We start from the raw sequence: 24,322 nt of genomic DNA on the forward strand, positions 1-24,322 counted from the left end.
TGTCTAGAATCCCTTTTCGCATCGAATCGGAAGGGTTTCCGGATGGCGAAATACCCGCTCTCGGCGGAGGAATTGGCCCGCTTCGCCGAACTCGGCAGGGAAGGCAGCACGCTGACCGTCCTCCGGCACGCGCGCATCGCCGAGCGGATGGGCCTGTCGGCCACCGATCACAAGGTGCTCGAGCTCGCCGGCCAGGCGCCGGGACCGTTGACAGCGGGCAGGATCGCCGAACTGACCGGGTTGTCGACGGGTGCTGTGACCGGCGTCATGGACAGGCTCGAAAAAGCGGGCCTCGCCCGCCGCGTCCGTGACACCGTCGACCGCCGGAAAGTCCTGATAGAGGTCGTCCCGGGCGCGATGGAACGGCACGCGCCGCTCTTCGAATCCGCGTACACGAACATGATGAACGTCCTCGAACAGTTCTCCCCCGACGAGCGGAAAGTGCTCGAGCGATTTCAGAGCGCGTTGCTCGATGGCCTCCGCGACGAACTCCCCGGCAATTCCTCGCCCGCGTAGCTTTTCCGCATCTGCGGAAGTAACCTGCCAGGCATGCCGCAATTCCGGTTGTCTGAAGCCGCTCGCCTGCTCGGTGTCAGCGATGACACCGTCCGCCGCTGGGTGCGCGCGGGCCAGCTGACCGCGTTCGACGACTCGGCGGGCCGCAAGGTCGTCGACGGCGCCGAACTGGCCGCGTTCGCCAAGGCGCAGGCCGAACAGCCCGAGGATCCATCGAGCGTCGGCCGCTCCGCGCGTAACCGGTTCGTCGGGCTCGTCACCGAGGTGATCACGGACAAGGTGATGGCACAGGTCGAGCTGCAGTGCGGCCCGCATCGCGTGGTCTCGCTGATGAGCGCCGAGGCCGTCCGCGAACTCGGACTGCGGCCGGGGGTGCTCGCGGTCGCCGTCGTCAAGGCGACCACCGTCGTGATCGAAACCCCGGAAGGAACCCGATGAGGAAGCTCGCGCCCGTCCTGGCCGCGCTGGCGCTGGCCGCGACGGCCTGTGGTTCGGACGCGCCCGTCACCGCGACCGTCGAGTCGAGGACGCTCACAGTGTTCGCGGCGGCGTCGCTGACCGAGTCGTTCGGGGTGCTGGGCAAGCGGTTCGAGGCGCAGAACTCCGGGGTGACCGTGAAGTTCAGCTTCGAGGGTTCCTCGGCGCTGGTCCAGAAGCTGACCCAGGGCGCGAAAGCCGACGTCTTCGCGTCCGCCGACCAGGCCAATATGGACAAGGCCGCCAAGGGCGGCGTGCTCGACGGGCAGCCGTCGGTGTTCGCCACCAACCGGCTCGCCATCGCGGTCGGGAAGGGCAATCCCCAGGGCGTCAAGGGCCTGGCGGATCTCGCGAAGGACGGGCTGACCGTGGTCGTCTGCGCGCCGCAGGTGCCGTGCGGGTCGGCGGCGAAGAAGGTCCAGCAGACGTCCGGGGTCGCGCTCAAGCCGTCCAGCGAGGAGCAGGACGTCAAGTCCGTGCTCGCGAAGGTGCGGTCGGGCGACGCCGACGCCGGGCTCGTCTACGTCACCGACGCGACGTCGGCGTCCGCGAACGTGGACAAAGTGGACTTCCCGGAGGCGGCGGGCGCTGTCAACGACTACCCGATCGCGGTGGTGAAGGACGCTCCGCAGGCTCAGCTCGCCGGGCTGTTCAGGGACTTCGTCCTCGGCGCCGAGGGCAAGGCCGAACTCGCGAAGGCCGGTTTTGGCGCGCCCTGACCCCGCAAGTAGTCACCTGCTTGCGATGGATGTGCGCGCAAGTACCGCAAGACGGCACCGACTTGCGGGAGCTGGGGTGCCGTGGGTGTTGTGGCCGCCGGCGGTGTGCGCGCTGGCGCTGGTGGTGCTGCCGGTCGTCGGCCTGCTGGTGCGCTCGGACCTGAGCCGCTTCCCGAGCCTCATCACCTCGACGTCGTCGCTGAACGCGCTCAAGCTCTCGCTGATCACCGCCGGACTGTCCACTGTGGCCAGTGTGCTGCTCGGGGTCCCGCTCGCCGTGGTGCTCGCGCGCTCAAGGGCGCGCGGCGTGCGCGTGCTGCGCGCGGTGGTGCTGCTGCCGCTGGTCCTGCCACCGGTGGTCGGCGGCCTGGCGCTGCTGTACCTGTTGGGCCGCAAGGGTTTCCTGGGCATCCTGGTGACCACGCTGACCGGTGAGCAGGTGCCGTTCACCACGGCGGCGGTGGTCATCGCGCAGACGTTCGTCGCGATGCCGTTCCTGGTGGTCAGCCTCGAAGGAGCCCTCCGCGGTGCCGGTGACCGGTACGAAAGGGTCGCGTCGACGCTGGGCGCCAAGCCGTGGACGGTGTTCCGTCGGGTCACGCTGCCGCTGCTGCTGCCCGCACTCGGTTCGGGCATCGTGCTGAGCTTCGCGCGGGCGCTGGGCGAGTTCGGCGCGACGATCACCTTCGCCGGCAGCCTCGAAGGGGTGACCCGGACCCTGCCGCTGGAGGTCTACACGCAGGCAGAGGTCGACGTCGACAGCGCGGTGGCGCTCGCGTTGCTGCTCATCCTGGTCGCCGTCGCGGTGATCGCGCTCGCCCGGCCGCGTGCGCTCGAAGGGGTCCGGTCGTGACCCTTTCGGCGGAGATCGCCCTCCGGCGCGGCGAGTTCACCCTGGACGTCGGCTTCGAAGTCCCCGACGGCGGTGTGCTCGCACTGCTCGGCCCGAACGGGTCGGGGAAGTCCAGTGTGCTCGGTTGCCTCGCCGGCCTGCTCCGGCCCGATCGTGCGCGGATCACCCTCGACGGCCGTGACCTGGCGGGCCTGCCGCCGCACGCGCGCGGGATCGGCCTGCTCTCCCAGGACGCCCTGCTCTTCCCGCATCTGTCCGCTTTGGACAACGTCGCCTTCGCGCCGCGCTCGACCGGTGCCGGGCGCGCCGAGGCAAAGAGGCTCGCGCGGGAGTGGCTGACCGAAGTGGACGCGCTCGAACTGGCCGGACGGCGGCCCGCGCAACTCTCCGGCGGGCAGGCGCAGCGGGTCGCGATCGCGCGGGCACTGGCGGCCGAGCCGGGACTTCTGCTGCTCGACGAGCCCTTCGCCGCGCTGGACGTCGACGCGGCACCCGCGATCCGAGGGCTGCTCCGGCGGGTGTTGCGGTCCGGACCGCCGACCGTGCTGGTCACCCACGACCCGCTCGACGCGCTGGCGCTGGCCGATCACGTGGCCGTCCTCGGCGACGGCCGGATCGTCGAACGCGGCGAGACCCGCAAGGTGCTCTCCGCGCCGCGCACGGCGTTCACCGCGCGGATCGCCGGGCTCAACCTGGTGCCCGGCATCGCCGTCGGGGGCGGTTTGCGCACGTCAGGCGGGCTGTCGCTGGCCGGGATCCCGGCGGAGGACGTCATCGTCGACGAGGCGGCCGTCGCCGTCTTCGCCCCCAGCGCCGTCGCGGTGTACCTGCGGGACGGTGAGCACCGGGGCAGCCCGCGTAACACCGTCGAGGGATTCGTCGACGCGCTCGAACCGCACGGACCGGTGATCCGCGTCCGGACCCGCGGTGACGACTGGGCGGCGGGCCTCGCCGCCGACCTGACCCCCGCCGCGGTCGCCGAACTGGCGCTCGAACCCGGGACACCGGTCGATCTTTCGGTCAAGGCGGCGTCCGTGGCTGTTCACGCCGTCTCCGATCATTAGGGTGGGACCCATGAACGAGCGCCGTTGGACATACCTCAGCGACATGGATGGCGTGCTGGTCCAGGAGGAGCACCTCGTACCCGGCGCGGACGAGTTCCTCAAGGAACTGCGCGCCAACGACATCGGCTTCCTGGTGCTGACCAACAACTCGATCTACACCCCGCGCGACCTGCGGGCGAGGCTCGAGCGGACCGGTCTCGACATCCCCGAGGAGGCCATCTGGACCTCCGCGCTGGCGACCGCGAAGTTCCTCGCCTCGCAGCGGCCGAACGGCTCGGCGTTCGTGATCGGCGAAGCCGGGCTCACCACGGCGCTGCACGAAGTCGGCTACGTGCTGACCGAACGCGACCCGGACTACGTCGTCCTCGGCGAGACGCGCACGTACAGCTTCAGCGCGATCACCCGCGCGATCAGGCTCATCGAGGGCGGCGCGAAGTTCATCGCCACCAACCCCGACGCCACCGGCCCGAGCATGGAGGGCTCGATGCCCGCCACCGGCTCGGTCGCCGCGCTGATCGAAAAGGCCACCGGCCGCTCGCCGTACTACGTCGGCAAGCCGAACCCGCTGATGATGCGCTCGGCGCTGCGGCGGCTCGGCGCGCATTCGGAGTCGACACTGATGATCGGCGACCGGATGGACACCGACGTCCACTCGGGAATCGAGGCCGGTTTGCAGACGATCCTGGTGCTGACCGGCATCTCCTCGCGGGAGAGCGCCGAGCACTACCCGTACCGGCCGACCAAGATCATCGACTCGATCGCCGATCTGGTCGGGCGCACCGGCGACCCCTTCGCTGAAGGCTGAGCGACACATCCGGATGCGGAGGGCTTATCGTCAGACGATGCACGACGATCAGCCCGCGTCCCCGACCTATGTGGTCGGTGACGTGCACGGACACCGGGACGAGCTTGCCGAGACGCTCCGGGAGAAAGGGCTGCTCGACTCCGACGACGACTGGGCCGGTGGCGAAGCGACCCTGTGGTTCCTCGGCGACTTCGTCGACCGTGGACCCGACGGCGTCGGCGTGATCGACCTGGTGATGCGGCTCGAAAGGCAGGCCGCCGCGGCGGGCGGGCGCTGCGGGACGCTGTTGGGCAACCACGAGATCCTGCTGCTCGGGATGTACCACTTCGGCGACACGGAGGTGCCGTCCGACTTCGGGCCGCGCAGCTTCGCCCGCAGCTGGGAGATCAACGGCGGACTGCTCGAAGACCAGGACCGGCTCACTCCGCAGCACATCGAATGGCTGACTTCGCGGCCGATGCTCACGCTGGCCGCGGACCACCTGCTGATGCATTCGGACACGCTCGAGTACCTCGGGTGGGGCGAGAACATCGACGAGATCAACGCGCGTGGCCGCGAGATCCTCCAAGGCAGCGACATCCAGGCCTGGTGGGACGTGTGGCGGCGGATGACCACGCGCTACGCCTTCCGCGGCCCCGAAGGCGCCGACGTCGCGCAACAGCTCATGGACCGGCTCGGCGGCGAGCGGATCGTGCACGGGCACAGCGTCATCGCCGACCAGCTCGGCATCCACCCCGCGCAGATCGAGGGACCGTACCTCTACGCGGGCGGGAAGGCGCTGGGGATCGACGGCGGGTTGTTCGTCGGCGGGCCTTGCCTCATCGTTTCGCTGCCTTGGGAGCCCGAAGACTGAGCCGTCAGGCCTCGTGAGTGGCCTCCCCGCGCGTGCAATGAAGGACGCTTTCATAGCAAAATTTGCTATGAAAGCGTCCTTCATTGCACGGCCGGGGGCGCTTCACGGTGGGGCCGGGGCAAGTCAGGGCAGCTCCACGATCTCCTTGCCCAGCGGCATCAGCGAGACCGGGATCATCTTGAAGTTCGCCACGCCCAGCGGGATCCCGATGATCGTGATGCACAGCGCGACCCCGGTCAGCACATGCCCGATGGCGAGCCAAAGCCCGGCGAAGAGGAACCAGATGACGTTGCCGATCGTCGACGCGGCCCCGGAGTCGCGCCGGTCCACGACGGTGCGGCCGAACGGCCAGAGCGCGTAGGCCGCGATCCGGAACGACGCCAGCCCGAACGGGATGGTGACGATCAGGATGCAGCAGATGACACCGGCGACGATGTAGCCGAGCGCCATCCACAGGCCGCACAGCACGAGCCAGATGACGTTCAGGATCAGGCGCATCAGACGTGCAACTCCCCACTGGCCACGGTGACCGCCTGCCCCGAAAGCAGGACGCGGTCGCCTTCGAGACTCATCCGTACGATGCCGCCTCGGGCCGAGGCCTGTTCGCCGACCAGCTTGTCGCGGCCGAGCCGGGCGGCCCAGTACGGCGCGAGGACGCAGTGCGCGGAGCCGGTGACCGGGTCTTCGTCGATGCCGACGCCCGGCGCGAAGAAGCGGGTGACGAAGTCGATCCCGTCGACGTCGCCGGGGGCGGTGACCATCAGCCGCCCGTTCCAGTGCCCGCGCAGCGCGGCAAGGTCCGGTGCGAGCGAGCGCACCACGGACGCGTCGTCCACCACCGCGAACAGGTTGTGCTTGCTGCGCCCGACGTACTCGAAGGAGACGCCCGGCAGGATCGGCGACAGGTCGTCGTCCGACTCGCGGGGCGGGTCGGACGGGAAGTCCATCGACACCCAGCCGTCTTCGGCGCGGCAGCGCAACTCGCCGCTTCTCGTCGTGAAGGTCTGCTCGCCGCCGAGGACGTGCGTGGTCGCCAACGTCGCGTGCCCGCACAGGTCGACTTCGGTCTCCGGCGTGAACCAGCGAAGCGACTTCGGGCCTTCGCCGCCGACCTCGACGAAGGCCGTCTCGGCGTGCTTCAACTCGGCGGCGACCGACTGCATCCAGCCCGCGTCGCCCGGCGAGTCCAGCAGCACCACGCCGGCGGAGTTACCGGCGAAGGCTTCGGAGGTGAAGGCGTCGACGATGTAGAGGCGCATGATCCCGACGATATCGGCCACGACCCGGCCCGGCCTCCGGGTTTCCCCTGAGGTGGTCTCCACTTGCAGGTGGCCGTGGTCACGCCGCGTTCTTAGACTCGATGCGTCGATGCCGCCGATCGCAGGAGTTTCCATGCCTGACGCCCCCGTATTACCTAGCTACGCATCGGGAATCTCGGACACCCCGCTGCTGGGGGACACCATCGGGGACAACTTCGACCGCACCGTCGCCGCCTTTGGTGACCGGGACGCGCTCGTCGACCGGGCGGCCGGGAAACGCTGGACCTACGACGAACTCGCAGCCGAGGTGAACGCGCTCGCGCTGGGCCTGCTGGACCTCGGGATCGCCAAGGGCGACCGTGTCGGCATCTGGTCGCCGAACCGGTGGGAGTGGACCTGCGTCCAGTACGCCACCGCGAAGATCGGCGCGATCCTGGTCAACATCAACCCGGCGTACCGTTCGCACGAGCTCGAGTACGTGCTGAACCAGGCCGGGATCAAGCTCATCGTGGCCGCGAACTCGTTCAAAACCTCGGATTACGCGGGCATGATCGCCGAAGCGGGGCCGAAATGCCCGGCGCTGGAACACGTCGTGCTGCTCGACGGCCCCGCGTGGCCGTCACTGCTGGAGGTCGGTGCCAAAGCCGATCACGCGCCGCTGGCCAAGCGTCAGAGCGAGCTCTCCGCGGACGACCCCATCAACATCCAGTACACGTCCGGCACCACGGGTTTCCCCAAGGGCGCCACGCTCAGCCACCACAACATCCTCAACAACGGCTACTTCGTCGGCGAGCTCTGCAACTACACCGAAGCCGACAAGATCTGCATCCCGGTGCCCTTCTACCACTGCTTCGGCATGGTGATGGGCAATCTCGCGGCGACGAGCCACGGCGCGTGCATGGTCATCCCGGCGCCCGCGTTCGAGCCGAAGGCCACCCTCGAAGCCGTCGCGGCCGAGAAATGCACGTCCCTGTACGGGGTTCCGACGATGTTCATCGCCGAACTGGCCGACCCGGACTTCGCTTCCCACGACCTGTCCTCGCTGCGCACCGGGATCATGGCGGGCTCGCCTTGCCCGGTCGAGGTGATGAAGCAGGTCATCGACCGGATGGGGATGGCGGAGGTGTCGATCTGCTACGGCATGACCGAGACTTCGCCGGTGTCCACGCAGACGCGCGCGGACGATTCGGTGGAGCGGCGGGTCTCGACGGTCGGCCGGGTCGGGCCGCATCTGGAGGTCAAGGTCGTCGATCCGGAGACCGGCCTGACCGTGCCACGCGGTGAACCGGGCGAACTCTGCACCCGCGGTTACTCGGTGATGCTCGGTTACTGGGAGCAGGCCGACAAGACGGCCGAGGCGATCGACGCGGCGCGGTGGATGCACACCGGCGACCTCGCGATCATGGACGCCGACGGGTACGTCAACATCACCGGCCGCATCAAGGACATGGTCATCCGCGGCGGCGAAAACCTGTACCCGCGGGAGATCGAAGAGTTCCTCTACACCCACCCGGACATCCTCGACGCGCAGGTCATCGGCGTCCCGGACGAGAAGTACGGCGAGGAACTGATGGTGTGGGTCCGCATGCGCGAGGGCGCGGAGCCGCTGACGGCCGAAGCGGTGCGGGAATTCTGCGAGGGGAAGCTGGCGCGCTACAAGATCCCGCGGTACGTCCATGTCGTCGAGGAGTTCCCGATGACGGTCACCGGGAAGGTGCGCAAGGTCGAGATGCGCGCGGAGTCGATCAGCATCCTCGGGCTGGACAAGGCGGCCGCCACCAAGCACGCCTGACCGCGCCTTCGGAGGCATGGCCGGGTCCGCCGCGCGGTGTGATCGTTCACTGCTTTCGTCCGCATGGGACACCGCGACGACGGGCAGTCTGTGCGTACGATTCGCCGCACCCTCGTCGCGCAGCGTGCGGGCAGACACACGAGAACTCGACGGCCGTGGGCCCGGACGGTGCCGCGACCAGCGACATCTCCGCCAAGGCCGATCGGGACGGCGACAGCCGGTACCGGCAGCACAACGACTGGGCGGGCCAGGACACGGTGCCGGGTCGAGTGAGACCCACTCCAGCACCGGCGGCGGCGACCAGGGCGTCTTGAGTGGCACCCTCGGCGCGATCGGCCTCTGACGCGAGAAGCCGAAGGGCCCTTCACTACGAGTTGACGTACCCAGTTCTCGCCCTGGGCGTCTCGCTGGTCGTCCTGCCGCTGATGGTGCCCGGCCTGGCGACCGCCCGGCCGGGCACGTGGACCGTCCTCGGCACGCTGCCGGGCGATTCCTTCAGCTGTCCTCAGGCCGCGGTGTTGGCGGCAGCCTCGGCGATCGCCTTCGCGTCTTCTTCGCCGAACGTCTCTTCGAGGTTCTCCGGCGAATAGTCGAGGTCGATCTGCTCCACCGGCATCCCGCGCGCGGATTCGATCGCGCCGAGACGCCGCTGCGCCCGGTCCGCCGCGTACTGGATGATCTCCTCCGGATCGTTGTCGAACGGGATCTCCTCGAACTGGTCCTGAACCCACTGGATCATGCTCAGCGCGTGGGGAAGCAGTTCGCCCATGCGCTGCTGCACCGCGTCCCAAAGCGAGTCGTCCCCGGCGACGTGACGGCGGCAGGTGAAGGTGCCCCAGGCCATGTGGCGGCGTTCGTCGTCGCCGATGCGGCGCACCAGTTCCTGCATTCCCGGCAGGATGTCGTGCTGGGTGCAGATCAGCTGCCACGAGTAGTACCCGGTCAGCGCGAGACTGCCTTCGACGACGTGGTTGTACGTGACGCTCGCGCGGATCTGGTTGAGCGGACTGGGATCGTCCTCCAGCGCCCGCAGCGACTGCGGCAGCTCCTCGTAGAAGAGCTTGCGGTAGTGGGGATTCTCCGCGACGTACGGGTGCAGGTCCTCGGTGAGCCCGACGGCGTCCATCCAGCGGCGGAACACCTCGGTGTGCTTGGCCTCTTCGAAACAGAACTGCGTCAGGTACATCTCGTCGCCGAAGCGGCCCGTCGCGGACATCGCCCGCATGAACGGCTGGATGTCTTCTGTGACGGCCTCTTCGCCCGCGATGAACTGCGCCACCAGGTAGGTCGCCGACCGCTGCTGCTCCGCGTTGAGGGTGTCCCAGCCCTCGCGTTCACGGGAGAAGTCGATGTCGGCGGGGTTCCAGAACTTCTTGTTGCCCTTGACGAACAGCCGCAGCGGGAACGAGTCCCAGTTCAGCCCGCCCTTGCGCAGTGAGGAAAACCCGGTCCGCAGCTCGGAAAGAGTGCCGGTCATGACGTCCCCTTCGAATCGGTGGTCAGCGCCCGTATCGCGGGTGCCAGCACGGCGACAACGGAAGCCGCCGCCTCGTCGGCCGAATGCGTCGGCATGACGAGATGGGACAGGGAAAGCCGCACGACGGTCTCCGCCAGCAGCGCGGCGGACTCCGGCGAGAGCGACGGCTCGAACTCGCGGTACTGCCCGGCCGCGACCTCGGTGGCCACGGTCAGGATCGGTTCGCCCTTGGTGGTGAGCAGGGGAAGGAGGTCCTCGCCCGCTTCGGTGCCCAGCGTGGTGGCGACGAGCCGGTTCTCGCGGGCGTGCTCGATCGTGTAGACGACCGCCTCACGGATCCCGTCGCGCAGGCCCCGCGCGTGCTGGACGCGCAGCCGGATGCCCTCCAGGAATTCCGACGTCGTCCGGAGGACCACGGCCTGGGCGAGCGCGGCCTTGGTACCGAACTCGTTGTAGACGGTCTGCCTGCTCACGCCGGCGCGCGCGGCGACGTCCGCCATCCGCAGGGCCGTGAAGCCGTGTTCGGTGAGCAGCTCGGTGGCCGCGTCGAGCAGCGCCTCCCGCAGAGACGCCTTGGTCCGGTCGGAGAAGCTCGTGATCTCGCCCACACTTTCAGCTTGACACAGATCACATCGATGTCAAAGAAGTTGACGAGCGTCCATCCGGTGTAAATCAGTCGGTGGTGGCGGCTACCGTGATCGGGTGGGCATCACCGTGGGGTTCGACCTCGACATGACCTTGATCGATCCGCGGCCGGGCATGGTCGCGGTGATGAACGCGCTCGGCGTGGAGTCCGGCCTGCCGCTGGACGGCGAGTTCTTCGCGGCCAACCTCGGCCCGCCCCTCGACGACAGCCTGCGCGGCTTCGGGGCGCCGGAGGAACGCATCCCGGAGCTGGTGGCACGGTTCCGCGCGATGTACCCGGAGACCGTCGTGCCGGTGACGGTCGCGATGCCGGGGGCGGCCGAAGCACTGCACGCGGTCCGCGAGGCGGGAGGGCGCACGGTCGTCGTCACCGGCAAATACGGCCCCAACGCGAAACTCCACCTGGACGCCCTCGGACTCGAGGTCGACGTCCTGGTCGGAGAGCTGTGGTCGACGGAGAAGGCCGCCGCGCTCACCGAGCACGGCGCCCGCGTCTACGTTGGGGACCACCTCGGCGACATCCGCGGCGCGCTGGCGGCGGGCGCCGTCCCGGTCGGGGTCACGACGGGCCCGTGCACCAAGGACGAACTGCTCGCGGAAGGAGCCGACGTGGTGTTCGACTCGCTGACCGAGTTCCCCGGCTGGTTCAGCTCTTTCGGCGAGCCTCGCGAACCAGGGCGATCAGGCCGAGGGCCAGCCCCAGCGGAGTGACGACGCCCGCCGCGGCGGACAGCCACACCGGCAGGTTCTCCAGTCCGGCGGCGAACAGCACGAACACCGCTGTGACGGCGATCATGCCGAGCGCGAACAGGCCGATGCCCACGCGCATCAGGATCGGTTTGCCGGGCTTTTCGGGGACGGCCACAGCGGCCTCCTTTACTGCGGTCTCCATGAACCAAAGGGTATCCGCCGGTATCCGCTTCTCCACAGGGCATGTGTCGAGATACGCTTATGGGACGCGCGCCCTGGGTACGCCCCGGGCGCGTTCGTTGTGAGCGGGACAGCAAAGGATTGGTGAGGGAAGTGCCGACCGGCAAGGTCAAGTGGTACGACGCGGAAAAGGGTTTCGGTTTCGTCACCCAGGATGGGGGCGCCGACGTCTACATCCGCAAAGCCGCGCTGCCACAGGGCGTCGAAGGACTCAAGGCCGGGCAGCGCCTCGAGTTCGGGGTCGCCGACGGCCGCCGCGGGCCGCAAGCGCTCTCCGTCCGGCTGCTGGACCCGCCGCCCTCGGTCGCCGAGGCGCGCCGTCGCCCCGCCGAGGAGCTGCACGGGCTCATCGAGGACATGATCAAGCTGCTCGAGCTCAAGGTGCAGCCTGACCTGCGGCGCAACCGCTACCCGGACCGCAAGAACACCAAGCAGATCGCCGAGATCATGCGTGCCGTCGCCAGGGACCTCGATCCCTGATCGGCGCCGTCTCCAAGTGCTATGAAAGGCCCCTTCATTGCAAAATTCGCAATGAAGGGGCCTTTCATGTCGTTCACGTACGTCGGTAGGGCGGGGTCGGCACGCAGGTCAACCGCACCGAGAGCCCGCGCGCGGTAGCAAAGGTCCCTTGCTCCCTCAGGCGGCGGGCGGCTCGACCTGCAGCGACCAGATCGCCGTCGTGACCGCCTCGGCGTCCTCCGGACGTCCGGTCTGGCTGATCACCGAAGCCTGCGCGACCTCGACGACGAGGATCTGGTCGTCGGGCCGGGGTGTCGTCACGGTGTAGGCGAACCGGTCCAGCGACGTGATGATGTCCTGCTTGAGCTCCTGCGGCTCGCCCTTGCCGTTCACGTACTGCACCGTGACCTTCCACGGCGTTTCCGCGATCGCGCTCGGCACGGAGATCTGCACCGGCTTCCCCGGCCGGATGCGGAGCTTGCCCGCGGCGTCGGGTTTGGTCGTGCACTGGGCGCTCTTGATGTCGCAGGAGGCCAGCGGGGTGACGTTCACCGTGTTGCCGTCGGCGAAGAAGGTCACCTCTTCGGGGGCAGGGGCCGAACAACCGGCCACCACGAAACCACCCGCCGCGAGCAGGGCCAAAATACGAAGTCGCCGCATACGGTGAAGATTACGAGCCCGGCCGCCACCGGGAGTCACCGGGCTGCGAGGGGATCGGCGATTCGCTGGTCGGCTCCGGGCGCAGCGGCCGGTCGCCGCCGAGTCCCGGGATCAGCGAAGTGCCGCGCCGGACCATGAACGTCTGCGTGAACCCGACGGCCAGCAGGATCGAAAGCACCAGGAAGCCGATCCAGTACGTCGGCGGCAGCAGCAGGCCGACGGCGCCGCCGAAGCACCAGGACATCTGCAGCACGGTCTCCGACCGGCCGAACGCCGACGCGCGCGACTCTTCCGGCAGGTCTTCCTGGATGACGGCGTCGAGGCTGATCTTCGCCAGCGCGCTCGCGGTCGCGCCGACGAGCGCGACGATCGCCGCCGTCGCCAGCCCGGCCGCCACGGTGGCGATGACCGCGATGCCGAGACAGGCTCCGACGCAGGCCAGGATCACTTGATCCGGTTTGCCGAAGTGCAGCCGGGAGCCGAGCGCGTTCCCCAGGAAACCACCGGCGCCCGCCGCGGCGCCGATGATGCCGAGCAGCAGCAACTGGTCGAACGGGGTCTGCCCGCTGCCCTCGGCCTGCGCCTTCACCGCGAACGCGGAGAACATCATCAGGAACCCGGTCAGCACGCGGACGGTGCCGTTGCCCCACAGCGAGACGACGATCTGCCGCCCCATCGGCTGACGCTGCTTCTTGACCCGCCGCTCGGGATGCGCGGACAGCGAAGCGGGCACCTCGCCCTCGGTCTTCTCGACCCAGGACGGGATGCGCATCGACTGCACCGCGGCCGCGACGCAGATCACCATGGTGAACCACAGCGCGCCCTGCGAGCCCCAGATCGCGTTGACCCCGCTCGCCAGCGCGCCGAACGCGCCGGCGGCGATCAGGCCGAACACGGTGAGCCGCGCGTTCGTCTTCGAAAGGGTGATCTCGGGTGGCAGCACCCGTGGGGTCATCGCGGCCTTGAGCACGGTGAACGACTTCGAGAGCACCATCATGCCCAGCGCCGCCGGGTACAGGAGCCAGTCGTCGAAGTGCAGCGCCATCACGATCGCCATCAGCGCCTGGCCTGCCGAAGACACGCACATGGCGAGACGGCGGCCGCGCTGGATCCGGTCCAGCGCCGGGCCGATCACCGGCGCGACCAGCGCGAACGGGGCGATCGTGATGAGCAGGTAGAGCGCGACCTTGCCCTTGCTCTCCCCGCTGGTGGCGGCGAAGAACAAGGTGTTGGCCAGCGCGATCGCCATCGCCGCGTCGCTGGCGTAGTTCAGCATCACCGCGTACGTCAGCGAAGTCAGGCCCGATTTGTCGGCGCCGTCCGCCTTCGTGGCGCGCTGGAACGCGCCGACGGCCTGTCCGGTGAGCTGACGGCTGCGCATCGCCGCGACCCGGGTGACCGTGATCTTCTTCGGCATCTTCGGCAGGGAACCCGCCCGCGGCGGGACCGCGGTCGTCGGGTTCTCCTGCGGCAGCTCTTCGGCGTAGCGCGGCTCGCCCGCGTAGCCGCCGGTGTCGTAGTGCTCGTACTCGCCGCTGCCCGGCGGGTGGTCGTCGTAGAACCCGCCCGGACGACGCCGGACGGGTTCGGTCTGCCGCTGCGAGGGATCCGGATACGGCCGCGCGCCGCGGGGAGGCGTCCGCGGCGGTGGCGGTGGTGGCTGGTGGTGTCCCATCGGGATCGCGCTGGTGCGCGCCTCGTCCGCGGTCGGCCCGGCGGGATGCGGCTGGTACTGGGGGCGGGCCGCGCGCGGCGGGGCGGGCGGCACCGGCTGCTGGTCGACCCTGGTCGGCGGCGGCGCGGACCAGTTGCGGGCCTGGGCGGCGCCGGGCTCCGGCGTCCACTTCCGCTTGCTCTTGCGGCCACGCTCCTTGCCCGGCCGGCCGGAAGGCGTGCCGTCGGGTCCAGAGTTCGAGCCGAAGATTCCCACGCTTCAATCCTGCCTTACGCGGGTCTCGCTTCGCGCGTTCACCACTGCTTTCTAGGCGGCGGGAACGAATTTCACGCGGAACATCCTTGGCCAGAGCTTGCCGGTGAGCACGAACTCGTCGGTCCCGGGCACCGCCGCGATGCCGTTGAGGACGTCGGCGGAGCTCCGTTCCTCGGGGGTGAGCAGCCCGGACGCGTCGATTTCGCCGGTGACCCGCCCGGTCGCGGCGTCGATCCGCAGGATCCGGTCCGTCTGCCAGACGTTCGCGTACACGGAGTCTCCGACGCATTCCAGTTCGTTCAGCTGGTCACGCCCGACATCGACGCCGCCCGTCGGCGCGAAGGACACGGGGTCGCGGAAGGTCAGTTTCGACGATCCATCGCTCATCACCAGCTGCCCGTCGCGGTGACACAAACCCCAGCCCTCGCCGGTGTAGTTCACCCGCCTGAGTTCGGCCAGCGTCTTGGTGTCGCGTTCGATCGCGACGCCGTCCTGCCAGGTGATCTGCCAGGCCGTCGGCCCGAGCACGGTGATGCCCTCGCCGAACAGGCCGGGCAGGTCCTGCCGGACCGTCGGCGCCACGCCCGCGGGCCCGGCCCGCATCGACGACTTCCCGACCAGGCCGGTCCCCTCGTACAGCGTCTCGCCGGAGAACTCGAGGCCCTGGGTGAAGGCGGCCGGGTCGTGAGGCAGCTTCGACAGCACCTGCACCTTGAACTTCTCCGGCGGGGCGGCCTCGCTCACCGGCGCGGCGGCGCAGCCACCGAGGACGGCGGCCAGCAGGAGCGACATGGTCATCAGCGTGCGCACGCGGACAGCCTGACACGGACCGCGATATCGCGTGCGGCAGAATGGGGGCATGACCCTGCTGTTGACCCTGGACGACGGCTCCATCCAGCGCAAACTCGCCGAGGCGGTCGATCTCGCCCATGCGGCGGTGCTGGAGGACGCCGGTGCCGAACAGGTCGGCGCGCACGTCGGCGTGGACCGGGAGGACGCGGTTTCCGCGAGCCACCTGTTCGAGGCGACCGTGTCGGGTTATCGAGGCTGGCGCTGGTCGGTCACGGTCGCGCTCGCCGGCGAGGAAGAGCCGATCACGGTCAGCGAGGTCGTGCTGATCCCCGGTCCGGAAGCGCGGGTCGCCCCGGCGTGGGTGCCGTGGGATCGCCGCGTCCAGGCCGGCGACCTCGGCGTCGGCGACATCTTCCCGGTGGAGAAGGACGACCCGCGGCTCGCCCCGGCGTACCTGCAGTCCGACGACCCCGCGGTCGAAGAGGTCGCCAAGGAGGCCGGCCTCGGCCGGGTCCACGTGCTGTCGCGGCACGGCAGGCTCGACGCCGCCGCCCGCTGGCACAGCGGCGAGTTCGGCCCGCGGTCGGACATGGCGCGCAGCGCGCCGGACGTCTGCGGGAGCTGCGGCTTCTTCGTGCCGCTCGCGGGGTCGCTGAGTGCGGCCTTCGGCGCGTGCACCAACGACATCTCCCCGGCGGACGGTCACGTCGTCGACGTCGAGTACGGCTGCGGCGCGCACTCCGAGATCGAGGTCGAGGTGACCTCGTCGGTGCCGGTGGCGGAACTGGTCTACGACGACTCGCTGATCGACTTCGAGCCCGAGCCGGAAGCCCCCGCCGAGGCCGAGCCCGAGCCCGCCGAGGCCACGGTCGTCGACGAGTCCGAAGCCCCGGTCGCCGAGGCGCCCGAGACCGCCGAAGTCCAGCCGGAGGTCGAACCGGAGGCCGTCGAGCAGGACACCGCCGACGAAGCGCAGGTCGAAGCCGAAAGCGCCAGTGAGCACTGACCCGTTCGGCACCGAGCGGCTGCGCGCCGCCGTCCTGCGTGCGTGGGCCGATTCGCCGACGCGCTTCACCGAGGACACGAACACCGAGAACGACCTGCGGGTCGGCGGCTACCGTGACCGGCTGTTCGTCGAGCTGGCGCAGAACGCCGCCGACGCGGCCTTGGCGGCAGACGAACGCGGCACGCTCCGGGTGTCCGTTGTGGATGGTGAGCTGAGGTTCGCCAACACGGGTGCGCCACTGGACGCGCGCGGCGTCGAATCCCTTGCCTCCCTTCGTGCTTCGGGCAAGGGGGAGGAGACCGTCGGCCGTTTCGGCGTCGGGTTCGCCGCCGTGCTCACCGTTTCCGCCGAGCCGCGGATCGTTTCGGCGACCGGCGGGGTCGCGTTCTCCGCGGAACGCACGCGGGCCGAAGCCGGCCGCACCGGCGACGTTCCCGTGCTCCGGCTCCCGTGGCCGGTCGCGGACGACGAACCCCCGGTGCCCGAAGGTTTCACGACCGAGGTCCGGCTTCCGCTGCGTGAAGGCGTCGACAGCCGAGCCCTGCTGGCGGAGCTGAAGAACGACATCGGCGACCTCCTGCTCACCCTGTCCTGGCTGGAGAGCATCGAGGTCGAGGGCGGTGTCTGGCGCCGGTCCGATCTCGGTGACGGCGTCGTCGAGCTCACGTCACCGGACGGTTCCGAGCACTGGCAGGTCCACCGTGGCGACGTCGTCTGGGCCGTCCCGCTGGACGGCGCCGGTTCGCCGCGGCCGCTCGGCGAAGACGTCCTGCACGCGCCGACCCCCACCGACGACGAGCTTTCCCTGCCCGCGAGGCTGATCGCGACGCTGCCGATCGAGCCGTCACGCCGTCGCGCGCTGCCGGGACCGGAGCTGACCGCGGCGTTGAAGAACGCCGCGCGGGAGTACGTCGCTCTCGTTTGTTCCCTGCCAGCCAAGGAGCGCCTGCTGCTCGTGCCGGGTGGGGGCTTCCCGCGTTCCACTGTGGACGGAACGCTGCGAGAGGCCATCCTCGAAAACCTCGCCGACTCGCCCTGGCTTCCCGCGCAAGCAGGTGACGACTTGCCGGGGCGTCAGGCGCGTGTCCTGTCGGTGGACGTACCGGGGCTGGCGCCACTGCTGGCCGATCTCGTGCCCGGGCTGATTTCGCTGTCCGGTGTGGACCTTCGCGCCGTCGGCGCGCAGTCGGTTTCGCCCGCCGAAGCCATCGAGCAGCTGACCGGGGTCCAGCGCGAGCCGTCGTGGTGGCGCTCGCTCTACGACGTGCTGCTCCCGGCCCTCGAAGCACACGACCTCACCAAGGACGACCTCGGCGCCTTGCCGGTGCCGATGTCGGACGGCCGCACCTTGCCCGGCGTGCGCGACGCGTTGCTCGTCGGCGGCTCGGCGGAACTGCTCGAACTGCTGTCCGATGTGGACATCATCGGCCTGCGGCTCGTGCATCCGGCCGCCGCGCATCCGCTGCTGGAACGCTTGGGCGCCAAGCACGCCGAGGCGGGCGACCTACTCGAAGCCGACGCGCTGAGCGCCGCCGTCGAACGCAGCGTCGAAGACGTCAGGTCCGGTTTGGACGGTATGGCGCTCGCCGGCGCGGTGCTCCGCCTGATCGCCGAGGTCGGCGACGAAGCCCCCGAGTGGGCGGGCGCGCTGGCGTTGCCGAGCGAGGACGGCTGGCGGCGCGCGGACGAACTCGTCCTGCCCACCTCGCCGCTCGGCGACATCTTCGATCCCGAGGTGTTCGAGGAAGACGGCGCCTTGTCCGTACTGGACGAGGAATTCGCCGAGGACTGGCCGACGGCCACGCTCGTCGCGGTCGGGGTACTCGATTCCTTCGCGATCGTCACCGACGACGAACCGCTGGAACCCGGGCACGGCCTGCCCGAAGAGCACGACTGGTGGGATTCGCGGGAGCGCCCGCCGTCACGGGTGCTCGCCGTACGCGATCTCGACCTCGTCGGCGACGACGCCTGGCCGGAGGCGCTGCGACTGCTCGCGTCCCGTCCCGAAACCTGGCGTGCCCTCACCGAACCCGGCGGGCACACCGGCTGGTGGCTCGCGCGGTACGCGCTCCTGGACGGGCACGCGCCGCTCGATTGGCGGATGCCGGAGGCCACCGCGCTGGCCGGGCTCTACGACGTCGTCCCGGATTCGGGGCTGAGCAAGGAGATCCTGCTCGCCGCCGGGGTGCGGACAGAGCTGGGGGCCGATGCCGAAGACGTCGAAGATCTCTTGGAGCGGCTGGGCGATCCCGAGCGCGAGGTGAGCCCCGGTCTCGCTTCCCGGGCGCACGCGGCACTCGCCGAGTACACAGTGGACGTCGCGCCGCCGGATCGCGTCCGGGCGGCGGACGGTTCGGCCGTCGACGCTCGCGACGCCGTCGTGCTCGACGTGCCGTGGTTCGCCGCCGTGCTGGCGCCGGACCGGATGGTCGTCTCGGCGAGCGGTGCCGCCGCGCTGGCGGAACTGCTGGACCTGCCGGTGGCGAGCGGTTTCGACGCCAAGGTCACCGAAGGCGGCGAGTACGTGCCGTGGACGGAGCTTTCCGCGCTCCGGCTGGCCGCCGATCAGCTGGGCGTCGAACTGCCCGACGGCGGCGTGCTGCTCCACGAGTCGATGACGGTGACCTTCGAGGACGCGGAGCACGAAGTCGCCTGGTGGTCCGACGGCACGCTGCACGCCGCCGACACCCCCGAAGGCCTCGGCCGCGCCTTCGCCTGGGCCACCGACCGGTGGGCCGACCGCCACGTCCTCACGGCCCTGCTCGACGACCCCTCGCCTTCGGCCCTGCTCAACTGACGCAATTCGTCACCTACTTGCGACGTGTGCGGAGCGCACTCATCGCAAGTAGGTGACGAATTGCGGGGGAAAGCTAGAAGCGTTGGGCGCCCTTCGAGCCCCGGCGGGCCGCCGCGCGCTGCCAGGCGATGATCGCGAGGCCGACGAAGCCGAGCACGAGGCCGGAGAAGGCCGTCTGCACCCAGATGCCGTCGGTCACAAAGAACAGGACCACGGTCGCGACCGCCCAGAGCGAGGTACCTACGATCACGACCGGCGTCAGGTCGGTCAGCCGCTTCGGCAGTTCCGGCGTTGGCCGCAATGAACCGTTTACTTCCCCGGAATTGATCGATTCGCCCACGTGGGGAAGGGTACCCGGCAACGGGCGAAGGGTGGTACGCGATGGCGGAGCAGCGCACCCGGTCCACACTGGACCGGTTCTTCAAGATCAGCGAGCGCGGCTCGACACCGGGGCGTGAGGTCCGCGGCGGGATCGTCACCTTCTTCACGATGGCCTACATCGTCGTCCTCAACCCGCTGATCCTCGGCAGCTTCTCCGCGGACGACGCGGGCGCGCACAAGGACGTCCTCGGCAACATCCTCCCCGTGCCGCAGGTCGCCGCGGTGACCGCGCTGGTCGCCGGGGTGCTGACCATCATCATGGGCCTGGTCGCGAACTACCCGTTCGCCATCGCCACCGGCCTCGGCATCAACAGCCTGATCGCGGTCACCTTCGCCTCCCAGATGACCTGGCCCGAGGCGATGGGCCTGGTGGTGATCGAGGGGCTGGTCATCGTCCTGCTCGTCTTCGCCGGCATCCGGACGGCGGTGTTCAACGCCGTGCCGCCGCCGCTGAAATCCGCGATCGCGGTCGGTATCGGCCTGTTCATCTGCCTGATCGGCCTGGTCGACGCCGGATTCGTCCGCCGCGTCCCGGACGACGCGAAGACGACCGTGCCGGTGGGGCTCGGCATCAACGGTTCGATCGCGTCGTGGCCGACGCTGGTGTTCGTCGTCGGCCTGCTGGTCACCGGCATCCTGGTGGCGAAGCGGGTCAAGGGCGCGATCCTGATCGGTGTGCTCGCCTCGACCGTGCTGGCGATCGTCGTCGAGGCGATCACCAAGGTCGGCCCGTCGAAGGGCGTCAACCCGCTGGGCTGGAACCTCGGCTACCCGGCGCTGCCGGATCAGGTCTTGGGCATGCCGGACCTCTCGCTGGTCGGCGACATCTCCTTCGGTGCCTGGACGCGGTTGCCGATCATCACCGTCGTGCTGCTGGTGTTCACCCTGGTGCTGGCGGACTTCTTCGACACCATGGGCTCGATGACCGGGCTGGCGAAGGAAGGCGGCCTGCTCCCGCCGGACGGCAAACTCCCGAACGTCGGCAAGGCCCTGTTCGTCGACGGCACCGCCGCGGTGGCGGGTGGCTTCGCGTCGTCGAGTTCGAACACCGTCTTCGTCGAATCCGCGTCCGGTATCGCGGAGGGCGCCCGGACCGGGCTCGCGAACGTCGTCACCGGCGTGCTCTTCATCGCGGCCATGTTCCTGACCCCGCTCTACCAGGTCGTCCCGGTCGAGGCCGCCGCTCCGGCGCTGGTCGTCGTCGGCGCGCTGATGATGAGCCAGGTCAAGGAGATCGACTTCGCCGACTTCACCATCGCGCTGCCCGCGTTCCTGACCATCGTGATCATGCCGTTCACCTACTCGATCGCGAACGGTATCGGCGCCGGCTTCGTCAGCTACGTCGTCATCCGCGCGGTCACCGGGAAGGCGAAGGGCGTGCACCCGCTGATGTGGGGCATCGCGGTGATGTTCGTGGCCTACTTCGCGGTCGGGCCGATCCAGGCCGCGTTCGGCTGACCAGCGGTTTTGCCAGCCGTGGGCGATCTCACGGGCCGATGATCCGATCGTGAGGTAAGCTAACTATATGTCCGGAGACACGCACGAGCGCTCATTGGCGAGCCGCCTGCGTCTCGCGGTGGTGCGGCTCAATCGACGGCTGCGGGCCCAGCGGGCCGGTGACGGCATCTCGCTGACCCAGGTTTCCGCGTTGTCGACGCTGCACAAATGCGGTGCGCTGACCCCTGGCCAGCTCGCCGCGAAGGAAGGCGTCCAGCCGCCCTCGATGACGAGGGTGATCGCCGCGCTCGAGGAGATGGGTTACGTCGAGCGCAGGCCGCATCCGACCGACGGCCGCCAGGCCATCGTCGAGTTGTCCGATCGCGGCCGGGCCTACGTGATCGAGCAGATCACCGCGCGGGAGATCTGGCTGGACAAGCAACTGGCGGAGTTGAGCGCCGAAGAACGCGAAGTGCTCTCTCGCGCCGCCGAAATCATCGACAGGATGGCGGGGAACTAACAGCGGTGACGACCACGGGTAACGAAACACAGTGTCCTTCGAAGACCACCGTTACCCGGGAACCCGCTCCACCACCACCGCCCGTGCGCGAGAAGCCGCGCGGGAGCATGTTCTCCTCGCTGAAGGTCCGTAACTACCGGCTTTTCTTCACCGGCCAGGTCATCTCGAACATCGGCACCTGGATGCAGCGCATCGCACAGGACTGGCTGGTGTTCACCCTCAGCGGCAACGACCCGATCGCGCTCGGCATCGCGGTCGCCCTGCAGTTCCTCCCGACGTTGTTCCTCTCGCTGTGGGCCGGGGTGCTGGCCGACCGCGTCGACAAGCGGCGGCTGCTGATCGGCATCCAGATCGCCGTGCTGGCGCAGGCGGTCATCCTCGGCGCACTCGACCTGAGCGGGATCGCGGCGCTCTGGCACGTCTACCTCCTCTGCTTCACCCTCGGCGTGACGGCGTCGCTGGAAGTGCCCGCGCGGCAGTCGTTCGTGGCCGAGATGGTCGGCAGGGACAAGGTCACCAACGCCGTCGCGCTCAACTCGTCGATCTTCAACATGGCCCGTATCGTCGGCCCGGCCATCGCGGGTTTCGCGATCACCTGGGTCGGCACCGGCTGGCTGTTCATGGCGAACGCGGTGAGCACGGGCGCCGTCATCGCCGCGCTGGTGATGATGAACCCGGACAAGCTCTTCCGCGGCCCGGCCATCCCGCGCGAGAAGGGGCAACTCGTCGAGGGGCTGCGATACGTCCGGCGGCGCAGTGACCTGATGACCGTGATGGTGCTGGTGTTCTTCGTGAGCACGTTCGGCATCACGTACTTCACCTCGCTGCCGATCGTGGCCGCGAACGTCTTCCACACCAACGCCGACGGCTACGGCCTCCTGTCGACACTGGTCGCCGTCGGCACCTTCACCGGCGCGTTGATGTCGGCTCGCCGCAACACCCGCGGCGGTCCCCGCGTGCGACTGCTGCTGATCTCGGCGTTCCTGCTCGGAGCGTTCGAGGTGGTCACCGCTTTCATGCCGACGTACCTGACCTTCGGCCTCGCGCTGATCCCGCTCGGCTTCGCCACGATCACCTTCCTGAACACGGCGAACGCGCTGGTGCAGACCGCGGTCAGCCCGGAGATGCGCGGCCGCGTGATGGGCCTTTACGTGCTGGTGCTGATCGGCGGCAACCCCGTCGGCGGCCCGATGACCGGCTGGATGGCCGACGCCTTCGGCGGCCGCTCGCCGTTCTACATCGGCGGCGCGATCTCGGCGGTCGCCGCGGTAGTGTGCGCCGTCGTGTTGATCCGGCGCGGCGGGGTGAGCCTGCCGGTGCGGCGGTTCGGGAACGGTCTGCGGGTGCTGAAGAGGGAGCGTGTGTGAACAGACTCGGCGTCGAGCCGTCGGTGACCCGCTGGAACGACGGCGAGGCCCGGTTCCTCGACTGGACGATCGACGGCGTCGCGCTGCGCTCGATGGTTCCCGTGCAGGAGCGGACACCGTTGTTCCTGCACGACGAACGATGGCGTGAGTCGGCGGTCGAGACACTTTCGCGGCTGCTCGGCCACCTGCCCGGCGATTTCGACGACGGCCGGGTCGCGCTGCTCTTCTGCCCGCTGTGCGGCGACTTGGGCTGCGGCGGGTACAGCGTCGAGGTCGTCTTCGGTGATGACGTGGTCGAATGGCGGGCTTTCGGCCACCAGTACGACTACGAGCCCTTCGATCCCGATCAGGAGTTCTCGTTCACCGGGGCCCGATTCGACCGGAAGGCGTACGAGACCCTGCTCGGTGACCTCCTGTCGAATTACCGGGCCTAACGGCCGAGCAGCGGCGGCACCATCTTCTCGGCGAGCGCCGGGAGATCGCCGGTGCCCTTGAACTTCAGCGTCTGCCCGTCGGGATCGTCGGTGAGCTGCACGACGACGCCTCGTTCGTCGACCTGAGCGGGCAGCCCGGCGATCGTCGTGGTCGGGACGACGGCCGTGGACAGCGCGCTGTAGTCCGCGGTCACGCCGTTCAGCTCGCACGCGGCGAAGAAGGTCGGCTTCGCCTTGTCGGCGGGCACGCCGAGCGCGCGGCCGAGTTCGCCGCACAACAGCCAGGAGATCACCGGAAGCGGCCGGTCCTTGATCGGACCGGGCTCGGTCTTCTCCAGTGGGATTTCGCCGTCTTCGCCGATTTTCGGCAACTTCGGCCCGGGCGGCATCGCACCGGCGATCAGCGCCTCGGCGAGCGCCTTCGCCTTCTCTTCCGATCCAGGGGTTTCGGTGGTCCTGCCGCGAATGGAGACGCGCAGCACCGGCGAGGCGCCGTTGTGCGGCGCGACCTCGACGAGCTCGACGCTCAGGCTGGTGCCGTCCTTGTCCGTGGCGATGACCGCGAGCTTGCCCGCGACGGTGGTCCTCGTGGGCATGCCCCGGCTCGTGTCCTCGGGCAGCGCGGCGATCATCTGCGCGCTGACGTCGAGCTTCGCCGTGACCGCGTGACAGGACCCTCCCGCTTCCAGGAGCGTCGGGCCGCCGAGGATCTCCTCCCAGCGCTGCTCCGGGATCACCTGGCAGAGCACCTGCGCGCCGGTCTCGTCCGTCAGCGCGGCCACCATCTCACCCGTCGGCATCGGGACCGGGCGGAGCGCCTGCCCGGACGTGGACGGCCAGACCGTGGGGAGCGTGGCCTCGGGCTCGTCGTTTTCGTTCAGCACGGTGACGGCGACGACGATCCCCACACCGAACAGCAGCAGGACACTGGTCAGCGCGCAACCCGCCCAGATCCACATCGGACGGTCGGTCTTGCGCGCGATGGCGCGGTAGTCGTGCGGGGTGGCCACGGGGAGAAGCTAGCCCGTCGGACGCCCGCTGTCCGGCGAAACGCCAACCCGATGGGTGGATGCGGAGGGTGGGCCTTCGGAAAGGGGCGGGAGTGAGGTGCGCCCAATGTGGCATTGGGGTCACTCAGCGTCCCCAATG

At 69.4% G+C, this 24,322-nt stretch carries 26 protein-coding genes; 16 read left to right on the forward strand and 10 right to left on the reverse strand.

Translation table 11 applies throughout. The features are described from left to right. Window positions 1-42: 42 nt before the first annotated feature. From ACIHAO_RS29530 to ACIHAO_RS29560, 7 genes are all read left to right on the forward strand, one after another. On the forward strand, window positions 43-516 hold the full coding sequence (locus tag ACIHAO_RS29530) for a MarR family transcriptional regulator (RefSeq protein WP_396563254.1): 474 nt from the start codon (window positions 43-45) through the stop codon (window positions 514-516). Window positions 517-549: 33 nt separating this feature from the next. Next, window positions 550-954 (forward strand): molybdopterin-binding protein, encoded by a 405-nt coding sequence (locus tag ACIHAO_RS29535; protein ID WP_125791378.1) that lies wholly within the window; start codon window positions 550-552, stop codon window positions 952-954. Next, entirely contained in the window at window positions 951-1,712 is a 762-nt protein-coding gene (gene modA, locus ACIHAO_RS29540) for a molybdate ABC transporter substrate-binding protein (RefSeq protein WP_396563256.1), read from the forward strand. The genes ACIHAO_RS29535 and modA overlap by 4 nt, the downstream gene beginning before the upstream one ends. Before the next feature lie 85 nt (window positions 1,713-1,797). Next, on the forward strand, window positions 1,798-2,565 hold the full coding sequence (locus tag ACIHAO_RS29545) for an ABC transporter permease (RefSeq protein WP_396563434.1): 768 nt from the start codon (window positions 1,798-1,800) through the stop codon (window positions 2,563-2,565). Beyond that, on the forward strand, window positions 2,562-3,629 hold the full coding sequence (locus ACIHAO_RS29550) for a sulfate/molybdate ABC transporter ATP-binding protein (protein WP_396563258.1): 1,068 nt from the start codon (window positions 2,562-2,564) through the stop codon (window positions 3,627-3,629). Before ACIHAO_RS29545 ends, ACIHAO_RS29550 begins: the two co-directional genes overlap by 4 nt. Before the next feature lie 10 nt (window positions 3,630-3,639). Continuing rightward, a complete protein-coding gene (locus ACIHAO_RS29555) occupies window positions 3,640-4,434 on the forward strand; it encodes an HAD-IIA family hydrolase (protein WP_125782068.1) in 795 nt (264 codons plus the stop codon). A 37-nt stretch (window positions 4,435-4,471) separates the two neighbouring features. Then, the gene (locus ACIHAO_RS29560; RefSeq protein WP_125801326.1) at window positions 4,472-5,287 is read left to right on the forward strand and encodes a metallophosphoesterase family protein; all 816 of its coding nucleotides are present in this window, start codon (window positions 4,472-4,474) and stop codon (window positions 5,285-5,287) included. Window positions 5,288-5,410: 123 nt separating this feature from the next. Here the strand turns inward: ACIHAO_RS29560 and ACIHAO_RS29565 are convergent, their stop codons facing one another. Together ACIHAO_RS29565 and ACIHAO_RS29570 are read right to left on the reverse strand one after the other, a co-directional pair. Further along, on the reverse strand, window positions 5,411-5,785 hold the full coding sequence (locus ACIHAO_RS29565) for a YccF domain-containing protein (protein ID WP_125782065.1): 375 nt from the start codon (window positions 5,783-5,785) through the stop codon (window positions 5,411-5,413). Next, window positions 5,785-6,546: a PhzF family phenazine biosynthesis protein gene (locus ACIHAO_RS29570; RefSeq protein ID WP_396563262.1), complete on the reverse strand. Its 762-nt coding sequence runs from the start codon at window positions 6,544-6,546 to the stop codon at window positions 5,785-5,787. Before ACIHAO_RS29570 ends, ACIHAO_RS29565 begins: the two co-directional genes overlap by 1 nt. Window positions 6,547-6,679: 133 nt before the next feature. Here ACIHAO_RS29570 and ACIHAO_RS29575 point away from each other — a divergent pair, with 133 nt between their 5' ends. Then, a complete protein-coding gene (locus ACIHAO_RS29575; RefSeq protein WP_396563264.1) occupies window positions 6,680-8,338 on the forward strand; it encodes an AMP-binding protein in 1,659 nt (552 codons plus the stop codon). 505 nt (window positions 8,339-8,843) lie between these two features. Here ACIHAO_RS29575 and ACIHAO_RS29580 read toward each other — a convergent pair. Both ACIHAO_RS29580 and ACIHAO_RS29585 read right to left on the reverse strand, forming a co-directional pair. Further along, the gene (locus ACIHAO_RS29580) at window positions 8,844-9,815 is read right to left on the reverse strand and encodes a R2-like ligand-binding oxidase (RefSeq protein WP_396563266.1); all 972 of its coding nucleotides are present in this window, start codon (window positions 9,813-9,815) and stop codon (window positions 8,844-8,846) included. Further along, window positions 9,812-10,423 (reverse strand): TetR/AcrR family transcriptional regulator, encoded by a 612-nt coding sequence (locus tag ACIHAO_RS29585; RefSeq protein WP_396563268.1) that lies wholly within the window; start codon window positions 10,421-10,423, stop codon window positions 9,812-9,814. Before ACIHAO_RS29585 ends, ACIHAO_RS29580 begins: the two co-directional genes overlap by 4 nt. Before the next feature lie 94 nt (window positions 10,424-10,517). Between ACIHAO_RS29585 and ACIHAO_RS29590 the strand changes: the two genes are divergently transcribed. Beyond that, a complete protein-coding gene (locus ACIHAO_RS29590) occupies window positions 10,518-11,171 on the forward strand; it encodes an HAD family hydrolase (RefSeq protein ID WP_125782055.1) in 654 nt (217 codons plus the stop codon). Here the strand turns inward: ACIHAO_RS29590 and ACIHAO_RS29595 are convergent. Continuing rightward, a complete protein-coding gene (locus ACIHAO_RS29595; RefSeq protein ID WP_276364609.1) occupies window positions 11,107-11,352 on the reverse strand; it encodes a hypothetical protein in 246 nt (81 codons plus the stop codon). The two genes, ACIHAO_RS29590 and ACIHAO_RS29595, sit on opposite strands and share 65 nt — an antisense overlap. 131 nt (window positions 11,353-11,483) lie before the next feature. On the opposite strand from ACIHAO_RS29595, the gene ACIHAO_RS29600 reads away from it, so the two are divergent. After that, window positions 11,484-11,870, forward strand: a complete 387-nt coding sequence (locus ACIHAO_RS29600; RefSeq protein WP_016337551.1) for a cold-shock protein — start codon at window positions 11,484-11,486, stop codon at window positions 11,868-11,870. Window positions 11,871-12,026: 156 nt separating this feature from the next. Here ACIHAO_RS29600 and ACIHAO_RS29605 read toward each other — a convergent pair whose 3' ends face one another. Genes ACIHAO_RS29605 through ACIHAO_RS29615 form a run of 3 tightly spaced genes read right to left on the reverse strand, consistent with a single transcriptional unit; the run spans window position 12,027 to window position 15,249 of the window. Then, entirely contained in the window at window positions 12,027-12,491 is a 465-nt protein-coding gene (locus tag ACIHAO_RS29605; protein WP_396563437.1) for a DUF2771 family protein, read from the reverse strand. A gap of 28 nt (window positions 12,492-12,519) precedes the next feature. Next, complete coding sequence (locus ACIHAO_RS29610; RefSeq protein WP_396563271.1) at window positions 12,520-14,439, reverse strand: MFS transporter; 1,920 nt, start codon at window positions 14,437-14,439, stop codon at window positions 12,520-12,522. Window positions 14,440-14,490: 51 nt separating this feature from the next. After that, window positions 14,491-15,249 carry a glutaminyl-peptide cyclotransferase gene (locus ACIHAO_RS29615; RefSeq protein WP_396563273.1) on the reverse strand — a complete coding sequence of 253 codons (759 nt, stop codon included), beginning with the start codon at window positions 15,247-15,249 and terminating at the stop codon, window positions 14,491-14,493. A gap of 49 nt (window positions 15,250-15,298) precedes the next feature. Between ACIHAO_RS29615 and ACIHAO_RS29620 the strand changes: the two genes are divergently transcribed. Beyond that, complete coding sequence (locus ACIHAO_RS29620) at window positions 15,299-16,237, forward strand: DUF3027 domain-containing protein (RefSeq protein ID WP_396563275.1); 939 nt, start codon at window positions 15,299-15,301, stop codon at window positions 16,235-16,237. After that, window positions 16,227-19,034 (forward strand): sacsin N-terminal ATP-binding-like domain-containing protein, encoded by a 2,808-nt coding sequence (locus ACIHAO_RS29625; RefSeq protein WP_396563277.1) that lies wholly within the window; start codon window positions 16,227-16,229, stop codon window positions 19,032-19,034. Before ACIHAO_RS29620 ends, ACIHAO_RS29625 begins: the two co-directional genes overlap by 11 nt. Window positions 19,035-19,107: 73 nt before the next feature. Here the strand turns inward: ACIHAO_RS29625 and ACIHAO_RS29630 are convergent, their stop codons facing one another. Beyond that, window positions 19,108-19,335, reverse strand: coding sequence for a DUF2530 domain-containing protein (locus ACIHAO_RS29630; protein ID WP_125791618.1), 228 nt, complete (start codon window positions 19,333-19,335; stop codon window positions 19,108-19,110). Window positions 19,336-19,415: 80 nt separating this feature from the next. On the opposite strand from ACIHAO_RS29630, the gene ACIHAO_RS29635 reads away from it, so the two are divergent. The 4 genes from ACIHAO_RS29635 to ACIHAO_RS29650 all read left to right on the forward strand — a co-directional run bounded on the left by ACIHAO_RS29635 (window position 19,416) and on the right by ACIHAO_RS29650 (window position 23,173). Next, the gene (locus ACIHAO_RS29635) at window positions 19,416-20,873 is read left to right on the forward strand and encodes an NCS2 family permease (RefSeq protein ID WP_396563279.1); all 1,458 of its coding nucleotides are present in this window, start codon (window positions 19,416-19,418) and stop codon (window positions 20,871-20,873) included. Window positions 20,874-20,940: 67 nt separating this feature from the next. Further along, entirely contained in the window at window positions 20,941-21,372 is a 432-nt protein-coding gene (locus ACIHAO_RS29640) for a MarR family winged helix-turn-helix transcriptional regulator (RefSeq protein WP_037317984.1), read from the forward strand. A gap of 107 nt (window positions 21,373-21,479) precedes the next feature. Further along, the gene (locus ACIHAO_RS29645; protein ID WP_396563439.1) at window positions 21,480-22,739 is read left to right on the forward strand and encodes an MFS transporter; all 1,260 of its coding nucleotides are present in this window, start codon (window positions 21,480-21,482) and stop codon (window positions 22,737-22,739) included. Continuing rightward, window positions 22,736-23,173: a hypothetical protein gene (locus ACIHAO_RS29650; RefSeq protein ID WP_396563281.1), complete on the forward strand. Its 438-nt coding sequence runs from the start codon at window positions 22,736-22,738 to the stop codon at window positions 23,171-23,173. Before ACIHAO_RS29645 ends, ACIHAO_RS29650 begins: the two co-directional genes overlap by 4 nt. On the opposite strand, the gene ACIHAO_RS29655 is transcribed toward ACIHAO_RS29650, so the two are convergent. Beyond that, window positions 23,170-24,183 (reverse strand): hypothetical protein, encoded by a 1,014-nt coding sequence (locus tag ACIHAO_RS29655; protein ID WP_396563283.1) that lies wholly within the window; start codon window positions 24,181-24,183, stop codon window positions 23,170-23,172. The genes ACIHAO_RS29650 and ACIHAO_RS29655 overlap by 4 nt on opposite strands. Window positions 24,184-24,322 lie beyond the last annotated feature (139 nt).

It is taken from the genome of Amycolatopsis sp. NPDC052450 (genome assembly GCF_044547565.1).
Classification (GTDB): domain Bacteria; phylum Actinomycetota; class Actinomycetes; order Mycobacteriales; family Pseudonocardiaceae; genus Amycolatopsis.